This window comes from Gemella haemolysans (assembly GCF_901873445.1).
GTDB lineage: Bacteria > Bacillota > Bacilli > Staphylococcales > Gemellaceae > Gemella > Gemella haemolysans_C.
In genome coordinates this window covers 23,439-46,150 of sequence record NZ_CABFLN010000006.1, presented here as the reverse complement: position 1 = coordinate 46,150, position 22,712 = coordinate 23,439, and the positions used below count along the sequence as shown (strand labels likewise).

Sequence of the window (22,712 nt, the reverse complement as noted above, 5' to 3'; positions counted from 1 at the left end):
ACAAAAGCAGTTTTAAAGAAATAAGTTGTTATTCTTAAAAGGACAAGAGAGTGTTAGAATACGAAAAGGTAGATTATATTATTTTTTCAGTTAAGAAAAATATAGAGTAAAGATTAAAAGTTCCAGAGATTTTGATGAGGAGAATATTCAAAAAATACTATTATACTTTTAGAGGTGAGAAGATTATGAATAAGGATAAGTTAATATCACATAATATGGATGAAGGAGAGAATAACCGTCAGTTTGATGATATTGTTAAGATTATCGAAGGTGCAAAGGCACGTGCTTATAGTAAAGTCAATGAAGAACTTATTTTAATGTATCAGGGAGTGGGTAAGTATATAAGTGAAAAAAGCAAAGAAGCGAGTTATGGATCAAATTTTGTCGATAATGTAGCTGCTTTTTTCTCTGAAAACTATCCTGAGTTAAAAGGATTTACCCGCAGAGGGCTATATAGAATGAAGCAATTCTATGAGTTGTATAAGGATGATGAAAAAGTGTCAACACTGTTGACACAATTGAGTTGGTCTAATCATTTAAAAATAATGTCCGGTTCAAAAAGCAAAGAAGAAAGAGAATTTTATATTAATTTAACGATAAAAGAAAATCTAACACATCGTGAGTTAGTAAGGCAGATGGATAGTGGTTATTATGAAAGATATATACTTTCTAATGGTGAGAGTTTACCTGCTATACAAAAGATAAAGAATGAAACAAATAATTTGTTTATGGATAGGTATGTATTGGAATTTCTTGATGCACCAAAGATAGGGAATGAAAGAGATTTTCAAAAATCAGTTCTCGAAAATCTGAAGAATTTTATATTGGAAATTGGTAAAGATTTCTCATTTATAGGAAATGAATATAGGGTACAGGTTGGTAAACATGATTATTATATAGATTTATTATTCTATCATAGAGGATTATCTTGCTTAGTTGCATTTGAATTGAAGATGGGAGAATTTAAGCCAGAATATATAGGAAAAATGAATTTGTATTTAGAAGCATTAGATAGAGAAGTGAAAAAGGAAACTGAAAATCCAAGTGTAGGTGTTATCCTTTGTACTTCAAGAGATGATGAGGTAGTAGAATATACACTTAGTAGAAGCCTTTCACCTACAATGGTATCAGAGTATACATTAAAGCTTATTGATAAGGATTTGCTACAAAGAAAATTAAAAGAATATGCAGAGATTGCCGAAGAAAATAATGAATAACTCATGTTTTTAATTTAAAAGGGCCGATTCAAAAGTTCTAAATTTTAAAAAGTTTATATAAGAGCAGTGGCTTATTGATATCTAAATTCTCTTTTAAAAATCTTTTAGATGTCTAGTGAACTGTGCAGGAGTGATTTGACAAAATCGATTTCTATGAAATTACGATTTCGAGTCACTCCTCATTTTTTATAAATTGTAAAATATTTCTTTATCGCCTTTTTTAAAAATCTAAAAAATTGACACTTGTAGATTAGAGGTATAGAATAAATATTATAGAAATTAGGAATTATATAAAAATATTAGCGGGGATTGGCCCGGAAAAATCTTGTTTTTCGAAATCACGATTTTTGAGTCACTTCCGCTTCTTATAATCAAAAATAAGGAAGAAGGTATGAAAATGATAAACTATAAAGATGTATCGCTATGTTGTTCCACAAATGGTTTAATACTTGACGGATTGAATTTTGAAATACAAGAAGGAGAATTTTTTGTTCTAGTTGGACCAAGTGGAAGTGGAAAAACAACAACTTTAAAATTAATAAATAGATTGATAGAACAAACAGACGGTGATATTTATTTTGAAGATAAGAGATTAAAAGACTATGATTTAAGAGAATTAAGATTAAAAACTGGATATGTTCTTCAACAAATTGCACTATTTCCGAATCTCACGGTTGCAGAAAATATTGCGCTAATTCCAGAAATGAAAAACTTTGACAAAAAAGAAATTAAAGAAAAGACTGAGGATTTACTGAAAAAAGTAGGATTAGATCCAAAACATTATATGAATCGTCTTCCTAAGGAACTTTCTGGAGGAGAAAAACAACGTGTAGGAATATTACGTGCGATAATTGCTAATCCTAAAATTTTATTGATGGATGAACCATTTTCAGCACTAGATCCGCTTAGTAAAGTTCAATTACAGGATTTGATTAAAACTTTGCACAATGAATATAAAATGACAACAGTTTTTGTAACTCACGATATGGATGAAGCGATGAAACTTGCTGATAGAATTTGTGTTTTAAAAGAAGGTAAAGTAGTTCAAATTGCTACACCGGAAGTATTAAAAGAAAACCCTGCGGATGACTTTGTTCGCGAATTTTTTGAAAAGGGGAATAAATAATGAATTTAGTAAGTACATTTTTAGAAAGAAAAAGTGATTGGATGACTGGTTTATATGAACATCTTCAAATTTCATTATTATCACTTATTATTGCAATTTTTATAGCAGTTCCGTTAGGAATAATTATCTCAGGTAATAAGAAGACAAGTGAATGGTTTTTACAAATTACGGGTATCTTCCAAACTATTCCTTCTCTTGCATTACTTGGGTTATTCATTCCATTTATGGGGATTGGTACATTACCGGCAGTCGTAGCATTGGTAATTTATGCAATATTCCCAATACTACAAAGTACAATTACAGGATTATCGGAGATTGATCCATCATTAGAAGAAGCAGCAACAGCCTTTGGTATGACAAAACTAGAGAAGTTGAAAAAATTTAAACTTGCACTCGCTATGCCAATACTTATGAGTGGTGTGAGAACGGCGAGTATTATGATAATTGGTACAGCAACTCTTGCCGCTTTAATAGGAGCAGGAGGATTAGGTTCATTTATTTTACTAGGAATAGATAGAAATAATTCAGCGTTGATTCTAATTGGTGCTATTTCATCTGCAATATTAGCGATTCTATTTGGGTTATTAATTAAATTTTTACAAGATAAAAAACCAAAAACTATTTTAGCATCATTACTTGCGGCTGTAGTAGCTTTAACTATTAGCTTCTTCCCAATTGGAAAAATGTCTAATGATAAACTAATAATAGCTGGTAAAATAGGAGCAGAACCTGAGATATTAATAAATATGTATAAACTTTTAATAGAAGATGAGACAAATATTGATGTTGAAGTTAAACCTAATTTTGGTAAAACAAGCTTCTTGTATGAGGCGTTAAAAGGTAAAAGTATTGATATTTATCCAGAATTTACAGGAACTGTTACAACAACATTATTAAAAACACCGGAAACTGTTCCTTCTAATGATCCTGATGAGGTTTATGAAGTTGCTAAAAATAAAATTTTCGAACAAGATAATCTTGTGTACCTTAAACCTACAAAATTCCAGGATACTTATGCTTTAGCTGTAACAGAAGATTTTGCAAATAAAAATAAATTAAATAATATTTCAGATATAAAATTAATAGAAAATTCTTCAAAAGTTGGATTCTCATTAGAATTCAATGATAGAGAAGACGGTGGTATAGGACTTAAAAATCTTTATCACTTAAATCTTAATGTTAAAACTATGGAAATAGCGTTAAAATATCAAGCTATTTCGAATGGTGATGTAAATATTATCGATGTATTCTCAACGGATAGTAAAATAATAACTAATAAGCTTAAATTATTAAATGACGATAGACATTTATTCCCACCATATCAAGGGGCACCGTTATTAAGAGAAGAGACATTGAAAAAACATCCTGAACTTGAAAAAATCTTGAATAAACTTGCTGGAAAAATAACAGAAAAAGAAATGACTGAAATGAACTACAAAGTAGATATTGAAGGTAAACCTGCTTATGATGTTGCAAAAGAATACCTACAAAAAGAAGGATTAATTAAAAAATAACGTAGTATCTTAGTTGAAAATAAAAATTCTCAAGCCTTGTGGTTTGGGAATTTTTTGATTAGTTGGGAGTGACTCAAAAATCGTGATTTCGTAGAAATCGATTTTGTCGAGTCAGCCCTGTTTAGGTATTTTTATTAGCGATTATGGGAGGAAAGGCGTTTATAAAACAATTTGATGAAATTTAAGTATGTTTCTTGATTTTTTCTATTTTTGATTGTATCATTAATAATAGTATAGGAGAATGTCATTATGGAGACTGAAAAGATTGTACAATTATTAAACAATATAGGAGAATACCATAAAACTTTTTCAAATAATTTTTATAAGAATAAAGAAATTATAAACCTTAAAAAGACAACTATAGATAAGATCTTAAAGGAAAAAAGTTATAATGGTTTATTTATGGATTTAATAGATGAGTATATAAAACTAATTTCAAAGGAGATATTAGTTTCAGAAATTAGATCGAATTCTAGTAAATTTACTATAAGATTTAGAGGAAAGAATAGGGAGTCGGTACTAAATAAATTATATTATTATCGTTTTGGTAGGGCTGAATTTCAAATTCCCGTTCAAAAATGTTTAAATGATATTATGGGATTTAGGATAATACTAGAATCTAATTTAAGTTATGATGAATTGCTAGAGAAAATAGAAAATTCAAGCCTATTAAAAGTACAGCTTTTTCGACAATATGTAAGAAAAGATGAAAATTATCATGCGATTCACATATATTTAAAGAGTTCAAGTAATATTTATTTACCTTGGGAAGTTCAAATTTGGAAAAAAGAAGATGAACAAGTTAATGAAAGTGAACATAAAAATCATAAATCAAAACGAAAATATATAAATTGGATTGATATGTATAAAAGAGAAGAGTAGAAGGAGGTGTTTATATGTTCGAACATATAATTTTATTTTCGAGTTCGTATAGAACTAAAAGAAGAATAGGGTGGCATTATGCGTCTGAATATATTAGTAAAGATATAATAAACTATATTTTTGAGAAAACCTCTGAAATTATTTTAGAACCAAAATATGCAGTACATAGATTAACAACAAACTCTCCTAAATGGGAAAGCGTGATAGAACTGGATAGTTTTTTTGAGGATATTCATGTTTTTACTGATTTAGAGGAATTTCTATTAGAGATGAAGGAAGATTCTCAAATTACGGCTTTAGATGTTTCGAAATTTTTGCTTAGTCTTAAGTCAATGACTAATTTGAAACTTCAAAAAATGATTTATTTAGTGTATGCAGAGTATTTAGAAAAAACAGGAAAAAAACTTTTCAAAGATGATATTATTGCATTCAAGTATGGACCTGTTGTTCCAAGTGTTTATGAGTATTATAAAGATCATGGACGAAATGATATAAAAATAGGTAATGATGAGGAAATTGTTGCTAAAGATATAACTTTACCAATGGTATTAGCGAGATTTCTTCAATCTTTAGATGAAAAGAATGTAATCGATTCTATCCAAAGTACGTTTGAAAAATATGGGCATTTTACAGCAAGTGAATTAGTTACAATAACCCATAGAAAAGGAACACCTTGGGACCATACAGACATAAACGATATTATTACTGATGAGAATATATTGAAATATCATCATGTAGAAAAATAAAAAAGGTTAACGAAACTAATTTTTTGTACTAGTTAGATTTCGTTAATCTTTTCTTTCTAACATTTCCTTTTTTATGTGATTTTTGATAAAATTAAAGGTAAGAGTTTTTAGCGAGGAATGTAGAAAGTAGGTGTAAATTTGCAAGTTACAAATATAACAAAGCTAAAAGTTAAGTATAAAATAGACTTGGAAAATGGTAAACATTTTTATGTTTCTGAAGATACGATTATTAAATATGGACTTATAAAAAAAATAGATTTATCAAAAGAGCAACTAAAAGAAATTATAGCTCATGAGAGTATAGAAAGTGCCTATAGCAAAGCAGTTCATTATTTACAATTTGGTCTAAGAACAAAGCAGGATATAAGAGAATATCTTCAGAAAAAAGAGATTGCTAATAATATTATTGATGAAGTAATTGAGAAGTTAATAGAAATTGGTTATTTGAATGATAATCACTATGTAGAAGCAGCGGTGACAGATTATTTTAATCTAAATTTAAAGGGGCCATACTGGATACAAAGAAAATTATTAGAAAAAGGCTTAGATAGAGATGTTATAGATGAAAATATTGCTAAGATTTGTACAGAAGAAGTAATGATAGAAATGCTTTATAAAATTATTGAACGCGAGTATAAAGTAAGGAGAGAAACAAAAAATAAAAAAGTTCAAAAAATAACACAAAAACTTTATACAAATGGCTTTACATCTGATATAATAAGAAAGGTGTTTGACATATTTTTCGAAGACTATGAAGATGAGAATGAAGACGAAATATTAGATGAGCATTTTAGAAGGGCTTATCAAAGTTATAGTCGCAGATATGAAGGATATGCACTTAAACAAAAGCTGATTGAAAAGCTAATAAGGGATGGTTTTTCGTATTATACAGCTAAAGCCTACGTAGAAAAACAAGATTTGTAAAGGAAGAATAAAATGGATAAAAGAAATGAAAGGCAAAAGAAAATAAGGAACTTTTCTATAATTGCACATATTGACCACGGGAAATCGACTCTTGCGGACAGAATTTTAGAAAAAACAAAGGCGTTAGAACAACGTGAAATGAAAGCACAACTTCTTGACTCAATGGATATTGAGCGTGAAAGAGGTATTACAATTAAACTTAATGCAGTTCAATTACAATATACTGCAAAAAATGGAGAAGAGTATATTTTTCACTTAATCGATACACCGGGACACGTAGACTTCACTTATGAAGTATCACGTTCTCTAGCAGCATGTGAAGGGGCTATTTTAGTAGTTGATGCTGCTCAAGGTATCGAAGCGCAAACATTAGCTAACGTATACTTAGCATTAGACAATAATTTAGAAATTATTCCAATAATTAATAAAATCGACTTACCTGCAGCGGATCCTGAGAAGGTTAAGACTGAGATTGAAGATGTAATTGGATTACCTACAGACGATATCGTACTAGCTTCTGCTAAGGCCGGAATTGGTATTGATGAAATCTTAGAACAAATTGTAGAATATATCCCAGCTCCATCTGGTGATGCGGCTGAACCACTACAAGCATTAATCTTTGACTCATTATACGATGCGTATAGAGGAGTTATCGTTTCAGTACGTATTAAGAATGGTACTGTAAAAGCTGGAGATAAGATTAAGATGATGGCTACTGGTGGTGTGTTCGAGGTTACTGAGGTTGGTATTCACACACCTAAAGAAAAAATCGTTGATGAACTTACTGCAGGTGATGTAGGATTTATTTGTGCATCAATTAAAAATGTAAGTGAAACTCGTGTAGGGGATACAATCACATTAGCGAATAATCCAGCTAAAGAAGCATTACCTGGATATAGAAAATTAAATCCAATGGTATTCTGTGGATTATATCCAATCGATTCATCAAAATATAATGACTTACGTGAAGCACTAGAAAAATTAGAACTTAATGATTCAGCTTTACAATATGAAGCTGAAACTTCACAAGCACTTGGTTTCGGATTTAGATGTGGATTCTTAGGGATGTTACATATGGAAATTATTCAAGAGCGTATCGAGCGTGAATTTAATATTGATATCATTGCAACTGCACCATCGGTTATTTACAAAGTTGAAAAAACTGACGGAACTCTAGTAGATGTGTCAAACCCATCGGAAATGCCAGATCCGCAAAAAATTAATAAGATTACCGAGCCATTTGTTAAGGCGAGCATAATGGTGCCAAATGACTATGTAGGTGCTGTTATGGATCTTTGTCAGAAGAAACGTGGTATTTTCTTAAATATGGAATATATCGATGATACAAGGGTTAATATTACTTATGATATACCTTTATCAGAAATCGTCTTTGATTTCTTCGATCAACTTAAATCTAATACAAAAGGATATGCATCATTTGACTATGAATTAACAGGATACAAAGATAGTAATCTTGTTAAGATGGATATTCTATTAAATGGTGAACAAGTCGATGCTTTAAGTTTCATTGTTCACAGAGAATTTGCTTACCAACGTGGTAAAGTTATTGTAGAAAAACTTAAAAAACTTATTCCAAAACAACAATTCGAAATTCCTATCCAAGCTGCAATTGGAAATAAAATTATCTCTCGTGAAACTATTAAAGCGATGCGTAAAAACGTTCTTGCTAAATGTTACGGAGGGGATATCAGTAGGAAACGTAAACTATTAGAGAAACAGAAAAAAGGTAAAGAGAGAATGAAAGCTGTTGGTAGCGTGGAGGTTCCTCAAGATGCCTTCATGGCTGTTCTTAAAATGGATGAAGAATAATGAAGAGTTATCCACGCGGAGTATATATTCATATTCCATTTTGTAAGTATATTTGTTCATACTGTGATTTCAACAAGTTTTATATACAAAGACAACCTGTCGACAAGTATATAGATTGCTTAATCAAAGAAATCGAGAGTATGGAAAATATTCAAAATGTTGAAACTATCTATATTGGTGGTGGAACACCGAGTGCATTAAGTGACGAACAACTTCATCGTTTACTAACTGCATTAAGAAATAAAATTCCACAACAACTGCGTGAATTTACTTTTGAAGCTAACCCTGAGGATCTTGTTGATTCTCGGGTTGCTTTGGTAAAGGGCTACGGAGTTGATAGAATTAGCATGGGGGTCCAGACTTTTAATAATGAGTTGTTAAAAATTCTTGGACGAGGACATGTTGCTAATGATGTGGATATGGCGATTGCTAATTGTAAAAAACATGGTATTGAAGACATAAATGTTGATTTAATGTTTTCACTACCTAAGCAGACTATGGATGACTTGTATGATAGTATGAAGAAGGTTGCCGAATATAATATTAGTCATATTTCATGTTATTCATTGATTTTGGAACAGAAGACTAAGCTTTATAATCAGGTTAGAGATAAGAAAGTTACGTTGCCTTCTAATGAGACAGAAGAGAAAATGTACAATGAGGTTATTAGCTTTTTAACAGAAAATGGTTATGAGCAATATGAAATTAGTAATTTTGCTAGACCTGGTCATGAGAGTGTTCATAATAGTAGTTATTGGAAGAATATTGAATATTATGGTCTTGGAGCAGGTGCACATGGTTATATTGACGGAGTACGTTATGCTAATCAAGGAGCATTAAAATTCTATATCGACAGTATGTTAGAAAAAGGGCACGCTAGACGTGAAGAAAATGCTGTAACACATAAAGAGAGAATAGAAGAAGAAATGTTCTTGGGTCTACGTCTTTTAAAAGGTGTAGATTTAGATATTTTTGAAGAAAAGTATGGAAAAAGAGTAGAAGAAATATTCAAAGATGTTATTGATAAAAATATAAGAGAAGGCTACTTGGAAATTGAAGGTAATAAACTTCGATTAACTAGAAAAGGATTATTCTATGGAAATGATGTCTTCTCTGAGTTTTTATTGGATTAATAACATATTTAAATAATGAGAATGATTTTTGTGGGAGAAACTTGGTTAATTTATATAAAATTATTGAGTTTCTCCCAATAATGAAAGAAAGGAGAATTATTGTGGAACGAACATATATTGAAAGATTGCTTAATAATTTGAATGTAAAGTATGGTTTCAATTTGAAATTTAGTGAGAATTTTAAAAATGCATTTTCTCATTCTTCTTACACTAATGAGAAAAGAATCGCGAAGCATTTGAATTATGAGCGTTTGGAATTTTTAGGGGATGCTGTTGTTGAACTTACAACAAGTGAATTTTTATTTAAGAAGTTTTCTGAGCTTCCTGAAGGTGAGCTAACTAAGCTACGTGCATCTATTGTTTGTGAAAAAACATTGGTTAAATATGCTTTGCAACTCGGTTTAGATAAATGTATTTACCTGGGGAAAGGTGAAGAAAAGATGGGTGGAAGAAGTCGAGCAGCTTTACTTGCTGATATTTTTGAATCTTTCACAGGAGCAATGTACCTAGAGTCAAACATTGAGGTGGTAAAAACTTTCTTACATAATACGTTATTTACAGAAGTTCAAGATCTTGAATATCATAGCTTTGTAGACTATAAAACTATACTACAAGAGTATATTTCAAAAATTAAATTGGGTGAAATTGAGTATATAATACTTGATTCTACAGGTCCATCACATTCTAAAACTTTCACAAGTGCCGTTTTAATTGATGGAAAGCAGCATGGAAGTGGAACTGCAACGACTAAGAAAGAGTCAGAACAGCTTTCAGCCAAACAAGCCCTAGGCAAACTAGGTTACAAAAATATTTAAACTTAATGAAAGGAAAAAGAGATGAAATTAGCAAAGGTTGAAGTTACAGGTTTTAAATCTTTTCAAAAGAAGACAACATTTGAATTTAAAAATAATTTAATCGGGGTTGTTGGACCTAATGGTTCGGGAAAAAGTAATATAATTGATGCTATTCGTTGGGTTTTAGGGGAGCAGTCTGCTAAAAATTTACGTGGTAGTAGCATGAAAGATGTTATCTTTTCGGGGACTGAAGATGCGAAAAGAAAGAACTTTGCAGAAGTAGCAGTAACATTTTCTAACGGAGAAGATAATTGTGAAATTAAAAGACGTTTGTATAGAAATGGTGACAGTGAGTACTACATTGATAATAAACGTGCAAAATTAAAAGATATTACGGATATTTATCTAGACTTTGGGATTAATAAAGAGAGTTATAGCATTATTACTCAGGGTAAGGTGGAAGATATTATTTCATCTAAACCTGTTGATCGTCGAGCTATAATAGAAGAGGCATCGGGGGTATTAAAATATAAAAATAAGAAAAAAGAAACTAATCTTAAATTAGAAAAAACAAATGACAATTTAATGAGGTTATATGATATTTTCTCAGAAATCTCAGGTCGCTATGAAATCCTAGAAGATCAAAAGAATAAAACTCAAAAATATTTAGATTATTCGAATGAGCTTGAAGAAAAAGATATTTTATTAAATGTTTACAATATTGCTGAATATCAAAAAAGACTTGCAGATTTACTTCAAGTTAAACAAGAAAAAGAATCAGAAAAACTTGGACTTGAAAGTAGACAAGAAGAACTTATTAAAGATTTAGAAAGCATCAAGAATAGTTTAGTTTCACTCGATAGAACTTATATGAAATATCATGATGAGGAGTTAGAATTAGTTCAAAAGAAAGAATCTCTTCAATCACAATTAAGTGTAATTCAGGAAAGAAAAAATAATAGAACACTTAGAAGTGAAAAAATTAACGATGACATTAAGTATCTTGAGGAAAGAAAACAAAACCTTGAAAGTAAGTTAGCAGAAAGAGAAAAACTAAATGCTGATACTAAGGGGAGAATTCAAAAAATTAATAAGGAAATATCTTCGTTAGAATCAGGTGAAGAAAGTAAACTAGAATTAATTGAAAGAAATATAGAAGAATTAAAAGATATTTATTATAGCTTAATAAACGAAGAAACTAAACTAGAAAATAGTATAGAGTTTGCTAAGAAGAATCTAGAGAGTGCAGATGAAAACAGTAAAGAGATTCTTGATAATATTGAAAGACAAAAGCAAGTTTTAGGTATAAAAACAGAAGAACTTGTAGCAGCTACTGAAGAACAAAAGGTATTAAATGAACAATTATCTAATCTTCAAAAAGAACTAGATATATTAGTTGAGAAAAATATTTTAATTAATTCAAATGGGAAAAATATTGAGGAGCAAATTCGTACTGGATATAACTTCAAGAGTAACTTGGAAAATCGTAAGAAGTTCTTAGAAGATCAAATTAATAATTTAAGTTTTTACAATATTGGGGTAAAAGAGATTCTTGCAAATAAAGATTCTTTAGATGGTGTTCATAATAGTGTAGCAAATATTGTAGAATTTTCTAACGAATATGCCGTCGCACTTGATATTGCTTTAGGGCAAGCACAACAAAATATTATCGTAGAAAATGAGAATGTTGCTAAAGAGTGTATTAATCACTTAAAGAAAACTAATAAAGGTAGAGTTACATTCTTACCATTAAATAATATTAAAGCAAAAGCTATAGCAAGTGATGTTCATAGAACAGTTGTAAATGAAGAAGGATTTATCAATATTGCTGAGAATCTTATAACTGTTGATAGTGAGTATAAAAATATAATATCTCACCTATTAGGGCTTGTTCTTATCGTTGATAATATGGATAATGCCAATAGAATAGCTCGTAAGATTAATTTTAGGAATAGAATTATTACCCTTGATGGACAAATTATCAACAGTGGTGGATCTATCACTGGGGGAGCTATTAATAAAAATAACAATTCATCTATTAAACACAAAGCTGAACTTGATGAACTTTCACAAAATCTTGTTAAAATTAATGATAAGATTGAAAAATTAGATAGAGAAAAACATCAATTAGAAAATCAACAACAAGTAGTAATGAATGAAATTGGAAGTTTAAAATCGATAAAAGAAGAAACGATTTTAAAACTTAAGCAATTAGAATTAAGTGTAAATCATAAAACTTCTGAGATTGCTGATATTAAAGCAAATATAGAATTTAATGAGAAGAAATTATTAGAATTTAAAGACAATGAAAATGATTCAAGTAATATTATCGAATTAACTCAAAATCTTGAGGAAATTAGAGTAAAACTGCAAAAACTTGATGAAAAAATTAAAGAAGAAAGTAGTAAAAAACAAAATGCTCAAAGTGCTGAGGAATTGTTCTTAGAGAAAATTGCTGAGCTTAAGATTGAAAAATCAAAATTAGAAGAAATAACTAAGCATGGTTTAGAGTTAATAGAATCACTATTAGCAGATATATCAGATGTGAATGAACAGTTGACAAGATTAGAAATATCTAAAGATGCGGAGTCTTTAAGTGAGGAAGATGAACTTCAAATACTAGAAAATAATTCTAAAATAATTGCTGAGTGTAGTGAAAGATTAACAACGCTTAAGACGTTATTATCAGATCTTGATATGGAAAAAACAGGATTGTTTAAACGTGAAAAAGAAATTACGGTAGCTCAACAAAGAAATAACGAAAGTCTACGTCAAAAAACTTCAGAATTTGAAAAATTAACAGTAGAACAGACGAAGATAGAAGTTAAAATTGATGAATATCTAGAAAACCTTGTTACTAATTATAATGTAACGTATGAGAGTGTATCCAATAGATTAACTGCCGATATTATAGATGAGGTACCTTCATATAAACACGATGTAGCAAGACTTCGTAAAGAGATAGTAGAGTTAGGTAATATTAACCTAAATGCTATAGCAGAGTTCGAAGAGGTTAAAGAACGTTATGACTTTTATAATGAGCAAATTACTGATCTTGTAGAAGCGAAAGAAAAACTAGAAGAGACTATTGCAGAGATTGATAAAGAAGTAAAAGAACGCTTCTTAACAACATTTGTTAAAGTAGCAGAGAACTTCAATAAAATATTTAAAGAATTGTTCAAAGGTGGTTATGCAGATATGACTTTAGAATCACCAAATGACATATTAAATACTGGAATAGTAATCGAAGCTTCACCTCCTGGTAAAAAACTTCAAAATCTTTCATTATTATCAGGTGGGGAGAAATCTTTAACTGCGATAAGTTTATTATTTGCGATATTACAGGTTAAAAATCCTCCATTTGTAGTGCTTGATGAGGTGGAAGCGGCACTAGATGAAGAAAATGTTAATAGATTTGCAAAATTCTTAAAAGTTTATTCAGAGAATAATCAGTTCTTAGTTATCACACACAGACGAGGAACTATGGAAGCTATGGATACTTTATACGGTGTGACAATGCAAGAAAAAGGTATTAGTTATATCTTAGAATTAGAGTTAAAAGATGTTATCGAGAACTTTCAAGAGGCAGTAGAGTAGATAAAAATTATAATTTATAATTCAAAGAATGAAGACACAGTTAAATTTAAACTGTGTCTTTTTTAATCATATAAAATAAATAGTGAATAATAATAATAGAATACCAATAAAAGCAAATATATAGCCAACTCTTTTAGAGACTCTTTCCATTTTTTCTTTTTCTTTAGGTATTTTTTCTATTCTTGTAAATTCCTCTTCAGTCATACCAGCGAGAATATTATAGCTTTTTTTATATATAAGTAGATAAGATGTAAAAAAGCAGACAAAAGATTGTAGATAGAGAAATAGTACAGTTCCTGCACCTTTAAATTTAGTATTATCTATGTATATAGAGATAGGGATTACAGGAATAGTAAATAATAATATAATGCTAATGTATTTTTTTCTACTCATACGAACCATCTCCTTAAATATTCTATAAAAGTGGTTTAATTATTTATAAGATAAATTCTTAATAAATCCATACCATACATAAATTACAATAATTATTGCCAGCAATTCACTTAGATGAATTAAAATATTCAAAACAGAAAATTCAGCTATTTGATAGTAAATACCAGTTTTTTGAAATGCTATCGCGCAAATTACTAAGGGGAAAGTAAAAGCAGAAAAGCTAGGATAGAATTTTCTTTTTAGCAGATATGGTAATTGAATTAAGACAAATATAAATAATAATATTGTAAGTGGTATTAAAACTGCTAAAATTATGTTGCTTTTTTGCGTTACTCCAATCATATAACTAGCTAGTAATAATCCACCAGGGGCAGAAAATACTGTTATAGTAGGATAGTCGCCATCTTTATAATGTTTATATTTATAAACTCTATAAAGAACAAAAGGTAATAATACTAAATAGTTAATATAAGAAAAGTAGAAGTAAATTAATCCTAGTGTTTCTAAGTTGTAATTTATTGCTGTTACAGTTACAACAGCTGGCCCAACAAAGGTAATAAACCAAGTTGGATAAATATTTTTGATATGTTTTTCTTTCAAAATAAAATTATAAATTGCATAACAAACAACAAAAAAATCTAGAATAATTCCAATTATCCAAAAGGGAACACTGTATACACCGATAAATTTTTTCGAAAATGAACTTAAAAGCATAATACTCATTGGATAGGTTGCAAGAACCGTTGCAACTACAGGATTCTCCATTTCTTTTTTTAATTTGTCAAATCCTAACACAAATTTAATAGTTAAAAGTACAATTATTATCAAAGATAAAAGGCTAAATAATAACTGTAGTGAAGAAGAATATGGTTGTAATAGGTTTCCTAATGCAACAGAACCTAATGCTAAACCTGAAATTGGTGTAGGTAAATTTCTAATTATATTCATAAATAACTCCTAATTTTTATTCTACTTTTATTGTATAGGATTTCTTGTAATAATTCAATAATTTTTCTGTTGACATTTCATACAAAATAATTTACAATAAGAAACAAGTGTTACCTATCGATGGAGGTTTGAATATGGCACCAAAATTTAAATTTACTAAAGAAGAGGTCTTGACTGTAACTATAGACTTTATAAGAGAAAATGGAATAGAAGCATTAACTGCAAGAGAGCTAGCTAAAAAATTGCAGTCATCTACTAAAGTAATATTTAGTTTATTCTCTAATATGAAAAATTTAGAAGATGAAGCAAAGTTTGTTGCAGAAAATATTTTTTCAGAAAAAGTTAATTTAGCTTTAAAAGATGATAGTCCATTTAAACGATTAGGAGTAGAGTATATATTATTTTCAAAAAATGAACCTAAATTATTTCAATGGTTATTTATGAGAAAAGGTATAGAAGTAGAAAGTTTTAAAGATTTTCTTCCAATGCGAGACTATGAATATAAATCAGTAATTGAGTCTATAGATAAAGAGTATAAAATTTCAATAGAAAATTCAAAAAAATTTTATGAGCACTTATTTATATATAGTCATGGTATTGCAACATTAACAGTTACGGGAATATATAATTTTACACAGTCTGAAATTATTGAGTACATGAAAGAAGTAGCTAAAAGTTTAATAGTACAATATTTAAGGGAGATTGATTAAATGATTACAGCAAAAAATATTAAGAAAAAATATAATGATCAAGAAGTTTTAAGGGGAATAGATTTAAAAATTGATAAAAATGAATTTGTTGTTATACTTGGGGCTTCAGGTTCAGGGAAATCTACATTATTAAATATTTTATCTGGTTTAGAAAAGTCAGATTCAGGAGAAGTTATATATGATAATGAGTCTATAAGTGATTACTCAGAAAAACAATTAACAAAGTTTCGTAAAGACAAAATAGGATTTGTTTTCCAACAATATTATTTATTAAATAATTTAACAGTAGAACAAAATGTTAAAGTAGGAGCTAATTTAGCAAATAATAAAGAGTATGTTGATATTATAAAGGAATTAGGTTTAGAAGATAAATTAAGTAAATATCCTAATGAGTTATCTGGAGGAGAGCAACAGCGTGTTTCAATTGCGAGAGCATTAGCTAAGAAGCCAACTGTACTATTTTTAGATGAACCAACAGGAGCTTTAGATGAGGCGACTGGAAGAAAAATATTAGAGTACTTATTAAAACTAAAAGATAAATCAAACTTTACAATGATAATGGTAACTCATAATGAGAATATTGCTGAACTTTCAAATAAGATAATTCATGTAGGTAGTGGTAGAGTAACTTCTATTGAAGAAAACCGTACACCTAAATCTGTAGAAGAGATAGGGTGGTAATTATATGCTAGTACAGTTAAAAGATTTAAGAAAAGCAATTGCAGTAGTGATAGTAAGTTTTTGTGCGGTATTTATAACTACACTTTTTTCTAACTTATATTTAGATTTGAAAGGCCTAGATATTACGGGATTTAATATAATGCAGAAAAAGTTTTATGATGCTCAGCTTATTGTTTCTAAATTTGTAGTTATTATAACAGGAGCTGTCTTATCAATAAGTGCAGCCGTAATGTTAATATTCTATATAAAACAATTTATCGATGATTCTAAACATAAAATTGGAATATTAAAAGCTCAAGGTTATAGTAATAACTTTATAGCATCTAAGTTTTCTATTTTTGGATTTTTAGTATTTTTAGGTTCATTATTAGGGTATAGTAGTTCGCATTTATTTATGCCGAAATTTTATGAGAGTAGAAATACAGATAATATATTATCTGAACTTACAATGAACTTTCATCCCCAACTTTTATTAATAATGGTTATATTACCATCACTATTGTTTTTAGTAATATCAATTGTGTATGTACTGTTTAATTTAAATTTACCAACGATTAACTTACTTAAACAAATAAATTCAACAAATAAAATAATTAGAAAAAGAAAATTTAGACAATATAAAAACTTTTTTAAAGAATTAAGAGCAACAGTATTATTTAGTAATAAAACCCTATTATTCTTTGTTATTTTTGCTTCGTTATCATTTTCTTCAATGATTCAAATGGCATTTGGTATGAGAGATTTTGTTGATGGAACAATAAGAATTATGATGATGATAATAGGTGTGATATTATCGTTGTCTATATTATTAATTTCATTAGAAGTGATTGCTAGTAGTAATATAAAAAATATATCTATTTTAAATATTATGGGCTTTTCAAAAAGTGAATGTTCAAAAATAGTATTATCAGGTTATAGAGTAGTAGCATACATAGGTTTTGCTGTAGGAACAGTTTATCAGTATTTTTTAATAAGAGCATTACTAAAAGTTTTATCTAAAAAATTAGATAGCGAAACAACATATAACTTTGATTTAATTTCAGTAATTGGTAGTTTTATAGCATTTGTATTAATATATGAAATCTTTACTTTATACTATAGTAATAAGATAAAAGGTTTAAATGTTAAAAAAATTATGATGGAATAAAAATAACAACTCCTTGTATATTTATACAGGGAGTTGTTCTAGGAGTAATTATTTAGCTAATCCTTCAGAAATTTTATCTAAGTTCCATTTCATCATGCTGTAGTAGCTATCTCCATTTTGTCCTGGTTCAGCAATTGAATCAGTGAAGATTTTTTCGTAAATTGGAATATTAGTATCTTTTGATACTGTTTGCATTGGACGTTCGTCAACACTACTTTCTACGAATAGAGAAGGTACTTTAGTTTTACGTAATTTTTCAACTAGAGTTTTAATTTGATCTGGAGTTCCTTCTTCTTCAGTATTGATTTCCCAAATATAAGCAGAAGGTACATTGTATGCTTTAGAGAAGTATTTGAAGCATCCTTCACTAGTTACGATAGTTTTTTTCTCTTTAGGAATGTTGTTGAATTTATCTTTAGCTTCTTTGTCTAATTTAGAAAGTTTTTCTAAGTAAGTTTTAAGGTTAGCTTCATAGAAATCTTTATTTTTTGGATCTTTAGCTTCTAATTGTTTTGCAATGTTTTTAGCATAAATCATACCATTTTCAAGGTTTAACCAAGCGTGTGGGTCTTCTTTACCTTTTTCGCTTTGACCTTCAAGGTAAATTACATCAACACCTTCACTAACTGCGTAGTAATCTTTGTTTTCTTCTTTTTTAGCATTTTGAACTAATTTAGTAAACCAAGCGTTACCACCAGTTTCTAAGTTAATACCGTTGTAGAAGATAAGATTAGCTTCAGATGTTTTTTTAACATCATCAGGAAGCGGTTCGTACTCATGAGGATCTTGTCCAACAGGTACGATACTGTGTAAATCAATTTTATCACCAGCGATATTTTTAGTAATATCAGCAATGATAGAGTTAGTTGCTACTACTTTTAATTTAGTAGCATCATTAGACCCTGAATTTTGTTTAGCACTAGAACATGCGAAAAGTCCAACTGCTAAAGTAAAAATAAGGGCTAGAAAACTTAATTTTTTAAAACCTAATTTTTTCATATTATAGGCCTCCTTTATTATTTTTTTTTTTGTAAGACAGAGAATAAAATAGATTTACATAACTAATAATAATCATTATCAATTAAAACCTTTTTAATAACACCTCTAAATAAACTCACTTTGGAAGTATTTTTTATTTTAATAAGTTTATTTAAAGGGATTATTATATTAATTTAGATTAGATAAAAACTAGTTTATTCTTTGTATGTTATTACCTAAATTATTTTTTTTTATGCTTAACAAAGCGTTGTTTTGGTGCAATAAAGAAACTTATTGCAAAAACAATAGCTGATGTCAAAACGATACTAGATCCAGCAGCGATATTAAATGAATATCCTAAGAATAACCCTAATACTGAGCAACCAGCTCCGATAGCTGATGATAAGAAAATCATAGTTTTTAAGCTGTTTGCATATAAATATGCTGTAGCTGCTGGTGTAATTAACATAGCAACGATTAGGATAGTACCAACACTTTGCATAGCTGTAACAGATACTAAAGTTAAAAGTATCATAAGTAAATAGTGATAGAAATTAACTTTCATTCCCATTGCTTTTGCCAATAATTCATCAAATGAAGTTAGTAATAATTCTTTGTAGAATAGTTTTATTACAAGTAATACGAAAATAGCAACTCCAATTGTAATATACATATCTAAGTCTTGAACAGCTAAAATATTACCGAACAAGATGTGGAATAAGTCTGTAGAACTTTTTGCGACACCAATTAGAATAACTCCTAGTGCTAAGAATGAACTGAATGTTATACCTATTGCTGTATCACTTTTAATAATTGAATTACCTTTGATAAAAGTAATAATGATTGATGCCATTAGTCCAAAAACGATTGCACCTATAAAGAAGTCAATTCCAAGAATAAACGAAACAGCTACACCTGGAAGTACTGCGTGAGAGATTGCATCTCCCATAAGTGACATACCTCTAAGTACTATAAAACATCCTACAGCGCCTGCAACTATCCCAATAACAATGGCAGTAATAAGTGCGTTTTGTAAGAAATGAAAACTATAAAGCCCATCAATAAATTCTTTAATCATTTTCTCCACCTCCCATAAAGAATAGGTCGGTACCATAAGCATTTGTTAAGTTCTCTCTAGTGAAAGTCTCTTTAGTATTACCGTAAGCAATGACTTTTTTATTTAGAAGAAGAACGTTATCAAAATAAGAATGAACTTTTCTTAAGTCATGGTGCACTATTAATATCGTATGTCCCTTATCTCGAAGATTTCGTAATGTTTCCATGATTATCTCTTCACTTACCGAGTCAATACCAACAAAGGGCTCGTCTAAAAATATATACTTCGCCTCTTGAACAAGACAACGAGCTATTAATACGCGTTGGAATTGTCCACCTGATAGCTCACTGATTTGACGGTTAGAAAATTCCTCTAAACCAACTAATTTTAATGCTTCATCAACTTTTTGCCAATCAGATTTTTTTAACTTTTTAAAAATTCCAATTTTAGAATATAAACCAAGAGAAACACATTCTCTTACCTTTATTGGAAAGTTATAATCGATATTAATTTTTTGCTCAACATAAGCAACATTATCTAAATTTTCTTTTGATATTTTATCATCTATTTTTGCAATCCCTGTTGAGGGGATTATATTTAAAATGGCTTTTATCAATGTAGATTTCCCTGCACCATTAGGACCTATAATACCTGTTATACCAGGCCCTTTTATTTCTAAGTTGATATCAGAAAGGGCTGGTGTTTGATTATATGCAACATTCAGATTTTCAGTTTTTATCATACTTTTCCCTTCTTTATTTTATTTTCTCTATACATTAAAGTTTACCTTAGGAAAGAAAATAAGTCAAGTAAATTTTGTTGTAATGAGAAAAAAATATGTAGTGTATGAAAATTAAGTGAAAATGATATCGTTTTTAGAAAATAAAAAAACCTACCTTACAAAAAATATTGTAAGGTAGAAATAAGGGAGTAAATATGAAAAGTCTTTATTATAAGCTAGGGAGACTTATAATAAAAGAACATATGAAGTAATATAACAATTACTTCACCTATAAGTATAACAGAAGTATATACAAAAAACAATAGGAAAATACAATTTTTTTTGAAATAGTGTCGTTTTATTTTGGTAAAATATTAATAAAACTCGATTTATATAAAAAGATTAAAGTTTTGAGAATAATATATTTATAAATTTGTAGTTTAACTACAAGTAATACTATTATTATAGTAAAAATAAGGAGAGATTTGTTTACTGTAAAGATGTAAATATCTTGTTTATATATATACATTTAAAAAGTACCAATTAAATATTAAAGAAAATTAATGTAATATTAAGTTAAGTCTTATTAAAGTGAAATACCTTAATATAAAAAAATATTTGAGATAATATATAAAAAATAAGAGGTAAATTTTCTTATGTAAATTGATTTTATAGATTTATTAGAATTACAAGTGTTTGTTTTGAAATACAAAATAAAAAAGAAGTTAGTTTTTAATGCTAACTTCTTTTTTATAATTTATTTTACTTCAAATTTTTCTCGAATAATTTTAGCTACTTGTTCACAATATTTATCTGTAAGTTCATCGCTACTTGCTTCGACCATTACTCGAATCAGATTTTCAGTACCAGAAGCACGTAATAAAATACGGCCGTTACCTTCTAATTCTTTTTCTACTTTTTCACATTCAGCTAAAATCTCAGCATCTTCCATAGCAGATTTTTTATCTATTACTTTAATATTTACTAATTTTTGTGGATATATATTAACCTCACCAGCTAGTTCTTCTAGTGATTTACCAGAAGTTTTGATAATATCAGCAAGTTTCACTGCTGTAAGTATACCATCACCAGTCGTAGCATAGTTCATAAGAATTATATGACCTGATTGTTCTCCGCCAAGAGAGTAGTCGTTATTTCTCATTTCTTCAACAACATATCTATCTCCAACGGCTGTTTTTACTGAGTGTAATCCATTTTCTTCTATTGCTTTATAGAAACCTATATTACTCATTACAGTAGATACCACCATGTTATCTTTCAATTCACCTTGTTCTTTAAGGTGTTTTGCAAGAATAAACATTATTTTATCGCCATCGACAATATTTCCTTTTGAATCGACAGCTAAAACTCTATCACCATCACCATCAAAGGCGAAACCTACATCTACGTTATTTTCTTTTACGAAATTTGCAATAGTGTCTATTTTAGTTGAACCAACATTGTCGTTGATATTAATACCATTCGGTTTACATCCTATAGTTTCAATGTCAGCTTCTAAATCACCGAAGATAAATGGAGCTACGCCAGTCGTAGCACCATTAGCGCAATCTAAGGCAATTTTTATTCCAGATAAATCTCCAGAAATTGATTGTTTTATATGTTGAATATATTTTTGCGTTAGTTCATTTCCACTATATAATTTTCCGATTTTTTCAAAACTAGCATTTTTAATTTCATCAGTGTTATCTATTAAATGTTCGATTTCTAATTCTTGATCATCAGTAAGTTTGAATCCATCGGGTCCAAAAATCTTTATTCCGTTATCTTGATAAGGATTGTGAGAAGCAGAAATCATTATTCCACTATCAGTTTCAATAGTTTTTGTAAGATATGCAATAGCAGGAGTAGGGATTGTTCCTACTGTCATAACATTGACACCAGTGCTAGTTAATCCAGCTGTTAATGCTTGTTCAATCATATCACATGAAATTCTTGTATCTCTACCTATTATTACTTTTGGATGTTCTTTTTTTTCAGTAAGTAATTTACCAAGAGCTTTACCTACTTTAAAACTTAAATCGGCAGTTAGTGATTCTCCTGCGATACCACGAATACCGTCTGTTCCAAAATATTTTCTCATAAAAAAATGACTCCTTGTTTTATAATCTATATGAATATTACTATATAAAATCAAATTAGTCAAGGTTTAGGGTTGTTTTAAGCGTTTTAGTGGGGAATTAATATCATATAAGTAGTTATTTATATTTATAAAATCAGATAGGTTTAGTGTGTAAAAATATAAAAATAAAGAGGCGACTTAAAATATAGATTGATTAAAAATCATATTTTCAAG

Annotated in this window: 19 protein-coding genes; 13 read left to right on the top strand and 6 right to left on the bottom strand. The window is 29.0% G+C overall.

Going from position 1 to position 22,712, the window contains the following annotated elements:
• The first annotated feature begins 185 nt into the window (after window positions 1–185).
• The 10 genes from JX287_RS01015 (at window position 186) to smc (ending at window position 13,763) form a co-directional block, all read left to right on the top strand.
• On the top strand, window positions 186–1,217 hold the full coding sequence (locus tag JX287_RS01015; protein WP_204641378.1) for a PDDEXK nuclease domain-containing protein: 1,032 nt from the start codon (window positions 186–188) through the stop codon (window positions 1,215–1,217).
• Window positions 1,218–1,608: 391 nt separating this feature from the next.
• Window positions 1,609–2,343, top strand: a complete 735-nt coding sequence (locus tag JX287_RS01010; RefSeq protein ID WP_275576615.1) for an ABC transporter ATP-binding protein — start codon at window positions 1,609–1,611, stop codon at window positions 2,341–2,343.
• Window positions 2,343–3,857: an ABC transporter permease/substrate-binding protein gene (locus JX287_RS01005; RefSeq protein WP_239650296.1), complete on the top strand. Its 1,515-nt coding sequence runs from the start codon at window positions 2,343–2,345 to the stop codon at window positions 3,855–3,857. The genes JX287_RS01010 and JX287_RS01005 overlap by 1 nt, the downstream gene beginning before the upstream one ends.
• A 249-nt stretch (window positions 3,858–4,106) precedes the next feature.
• Complete coding sequence (locus tag JX287_RS01000) at window positions 4,107–4,739, top strand: hypothetical protein (RefSeq protein ID WP_204641377.1); 633 nt, start codon at window positions 4,107–4,109, stop codon at window positions 4,737–4,739.
• Between the two features lie 14 nt (window positions 4,740–4,753).
• Window positions 4,754–5,485 carry a Panacea domain-containing protein gene (locus JX287_RS00995; protein WP_204641376.1) on the top strand — a complete coding sequence of 244 codons (732 nt, stop codon included), beginning with the start codon at window positions 4,754–4,756 and terminating at the stop codon, window positions 5,483–5,485.
• A 138-nt stretch (window positions 5,486–5,623) separates the two neighbouring features.
• Window positions 5,624–6,409, top strand: coding sequence for a RecX family transcriptional regulator (locus JX287_RS00990; protein WP_204641375.1), 786 nt, complete (start codon window positions 5,624–5,626; stop codon window positions 6,407–6,409).
• Between the two features lie 12 nt (window positions 6,410–6,421).
• Window positions 6,422–8,239, top strand: coding sequence for a translation elongation factor 4 (lepA, locus tag JX287_RS00985; protein WP_048802316.1), 1,818 nt, complete (start codon window positions 6,422–6,424; stop codon window positions 8,237–8,239).
• Window positions 8,239–9,372 carry a radical SAM family heme chaperone HemW gene (gene hemW, locus JX287_RS00980; protein WP_204641374.1) on the top strand — a complete coding sequence of 378 codons (1,134 nt, stop codon included), beginning with the start codon at window positions 8,239–8,241 and terminating at the stop codon, window positions 9,370–9,372. Before lepA ends, hemW begins: the two co-directional genes overlap by 1 nt.
• 101 nt (window positions 9,373–9,473) lie before the next feature.
• Window positions 9,474–10,187 carry a ribonuclease III gene (gene rnc / locus JX287_RS00975; RefSeq protein ID WP_204641373.1) on the top strand — a complete coding sequence of 238 codons (714 nt, stop codon included), beginning with the start codon at window positions 9,474–9,476 and terminating at the stop codon, window positions 10,185–10,187.
• A gap of 21 nt (window positions 10,188–10,208) precedes the next feature.
• A complete protein-coding gene (gene smc, locus JX287_RS00970) occupies window positions 10,209–13,763 on the top strand; it encodes a chromosome segregation protein SMC (protein ID WP_204641372.1) in 3,555 nt (1,184 codons plus the stop codon).
• A 66-nt stretch (window positions 13,764–13,829) separates the two neighbouring features.
• On the opposite strand, the gene JX287_RS00965 is transcribed toward smc, so the two are convergent.
• The gene (locus JX287_RS00965; protein WP_204641371.1) at window positions 13,830–14,156 is read right to left on the bottom strand and encodes a hypothetical protein; all 327 of its coding nucleotides are present in this window, start codon (window positions 14,154–14,156) and stop codon (window positions 13,830–13,832) included.
• Window positions 14,157–14,195: 39 nt separating this feature from the next.
• Window positions 14,196–15,104: a TDT family transporter gene (locus JX287_RS00960; RefSeq protein WP_204641370.1), complete on the bottom strand. Its 909-nt coding sequence runs from the start codon at window positions 15,102–15,104 to the stop codon at window positions 14,196–14,198.
• Between the two features lie 134 nt (window positions 15,105–15,238).
• Between JX287_RS00960 and JX287_RS00955 the strand changes: the two genes are divergently transcribed.
• Genes JX287_RS00955 through JX287_RS00945 form a run of 3 tightly spaced genes read left to right on the top strand, consistent with a single transcriptional unit; the run spans window position 15,239 to window position 17,642 of the window.
• The gene (locus JX287_RS00955) at window positions 15,239–15,814 is read left to right on the top strand and encodes a TetR/AcrR family transcriptional regulator (protein WP_204641369.1); all 576 of its coding nucleotides are present in this window, start codon (window positions 15,239–15,241) and stop codon (window positions 15,812–15,814) included.
• Window positions 15,815–16,495 carry an ABC transporter ATP-binding protein gene (locus JX287_RS00950; RefSeq protein ID WP_204641368.1) on the top strand — a complete coding sequence of 227 codons (681 nt, stop codon included), beginning with the start codon at window positions 15,815–15,817 and terminating at the stop codon, window positions 16,493–16,495.
• A 4-nt stretch (window positions 16,496–16,499) separates the two neighbouring features.
• Entirely contained in the window at window positions 16,500–17,642 is a 1,143-nt protein-coding gene (locus tag JX287_RS00945; RefSeq protein ID WP_204641367.1) for an FtsX-like permease family protein, read from the top strand.
• 48 nt (window positions 17,643–17,690) lie between these two features.
• Here the strand turns inward: JX287_RS00945 and JX287_RS00940 are convergent, their stop codons facing one another.
• The 4 genes from JX287_RS00940 to glmM form a co-directional block, all read right to left on the bottom strand.
• Window positions 17,691–18,641, bottom strand: coding sequence for a metal ABC transporter substrate-binding protein (locus JX287_RS00940; RefSeq protein ID WP_204641366.1), 951 nt, complete (start codon window positions 18,639–18,641; stop codon window positions 17,691–17,693).
• Between the two features lie 220 nt (window positions 18,642–18,861).
• Window positions 18,862–19,698 carry a metal ABC transporter permease gene (locus JX287_RS00935; protein ID WP_204641365.1) on the bottom strand — a complete coding sequence of 279 codons (837 nt, stop codon included), beginning with the start codon at window positions 19,696–19,698 and terminating at the stop codon, window positions 18,862–18,864.
• Window positions 19,691–20,419, bottom strand: a complete 729-nt coding sequence (locus tag JX287_RS00930; protein WP_204641364.1) for a metal ABC transporter ATP-binding protein — start codon at window positions 20,417–20,419, stop codon at window positions 19,691–19,693. Before JX287_RS00930 ends, JX287_RS00935 begins: the two co-directional genes overlap by 8 nt.
• Before the next feature lie 736 nt (window positions 20,420–21,155).
• Window positions 21,156–22,499 carry a phosphoglucosamine mutase gene (glmM, locus tag JX287_RS00925; RefSeq protein WP_204641363.1) on the bottom strand — a complete coding sequence of 448 codons (1,344 nt, stop codon included), beginning with the start codon at window positions 22,497–22,499 and terminating at the stop codon, window positions 21,156–21,158.
• Between the last annotated feature and the right edge of the window lie 213 nt (window positions 22,500–22,712).

Bases quoted from the DNA above. Each gene is read 5' to 3' on its own strand.
- JX287_RS00960 (WP_204641370.1), bottom strand. From the start codon at position 15,104: ATGAATATAATTAGAAATTTACCTACACCAATTTCAGGTTTAGCATTA.
- JX287_RS01005 (WP_239650296.1), top strand. From the start codon at position 2,343: ATGAATTTAGTAAGTACATTTTTAGAAAGAAAAAGTGATTGGATGACT.
- JX287_RS01000 (WP_204641377.1), top strand. From the start codon at position 4,107: ATGGAGACTGAAAAGATTGTACAATTATTAAACAATATAGGAGAATAC.
- JX287_RS00965 (WP_204641371.1), bottom strand. From the start codon at position 14,156: ATGAGTAGAAAAAAATACATTAGCATTATATTATTATTTACTATTCCT.
- JX287_RS00995 (WP_204641376.1), top strand. From the start codon at position 4,754: ATGTTCGAACATATAATTTTATTTTCGAGTTCGTATAGAACTAAAAGA.
- smc (WP_204641372.1), top strand. From the start codon at position 10,209: ATGAAATTAGCAAAGGTTGAAGTTACAGGTTTTAAATCTTTTCAAAAG.
- JX287_RS00930 (WP_204641364.1), bottom strand. From the start codon at position 20,419: ATGATAAAAACTGAAAATCTGAATGTTGCATATAATCAAACACCAGCC.
- lepA (WP_048802316.1), top strand. From the start codon at position 6,422: ATGGATAAAAGAAATGAAAGGCAAAAGAAAATAAGGAACTTTTCTATA.
- JX287_RS00950 (WP_204641368.1), top strand. From the start codon at position 15,815: ATGATTACAGCAAAAAATATTAAGAAAAAATATAATGATCAAGAAGTT.
- hemW (WP_204641374.1), top strand. From the start codon at position 8,239: ATGAAGAGTTATCCACGCGGAGTATATATTCATATTCCATTTTGTAAG.
- JX287_RS01010 (WP_275576615.1), top strand. From the start codon at position 1,609: ATGAAAATGATAAACTATAAAGATGTATCGCTATGTTGTTCCACAAAT.
- JX287_RS00935 (WP_204641365.1), bottom strand. From the start codon at position 19,698: ATGATTAAAGAATTTATTGATGGGCTTTATAGTTTTCATTTCTTACAA.
- JX287_RS00945 (WP_204641367.1), top strand. From the start codon at position 16,500: ATGCTAGTACAGTTAAAAGATTTAAGAAAAGCAATTGCAGTAGTGATA.
- JX287_RS00940 (WP_204641366.1), bottom strand. From the start codon at position 18,641: ATGAAAAAATTAGGTTTTAAAAAATTAAGTTTTCTAGCCCTTATTTTT.
- JX287_RS00955 (WP_204641369.1), top strand. From the start codon at position 15,239: ATGGCACCAAAATTTAAATTTACTAAAGAAGAGGTCTTGACTGTAACT.
- glmM (WP_204641363.1), bottom strand. From the start codon at position 22,499: ATGAGAAAATATTTTGGAACAGACGGTATTCGTGGTATCGCAGGAGAA.
- JX287_RS01015 (WP_204641378.1), top strand. From the start codon at position 186: ATGAATAAGGATAAGTTAATATCACATAATATGGATGAAGGAGAGAAT.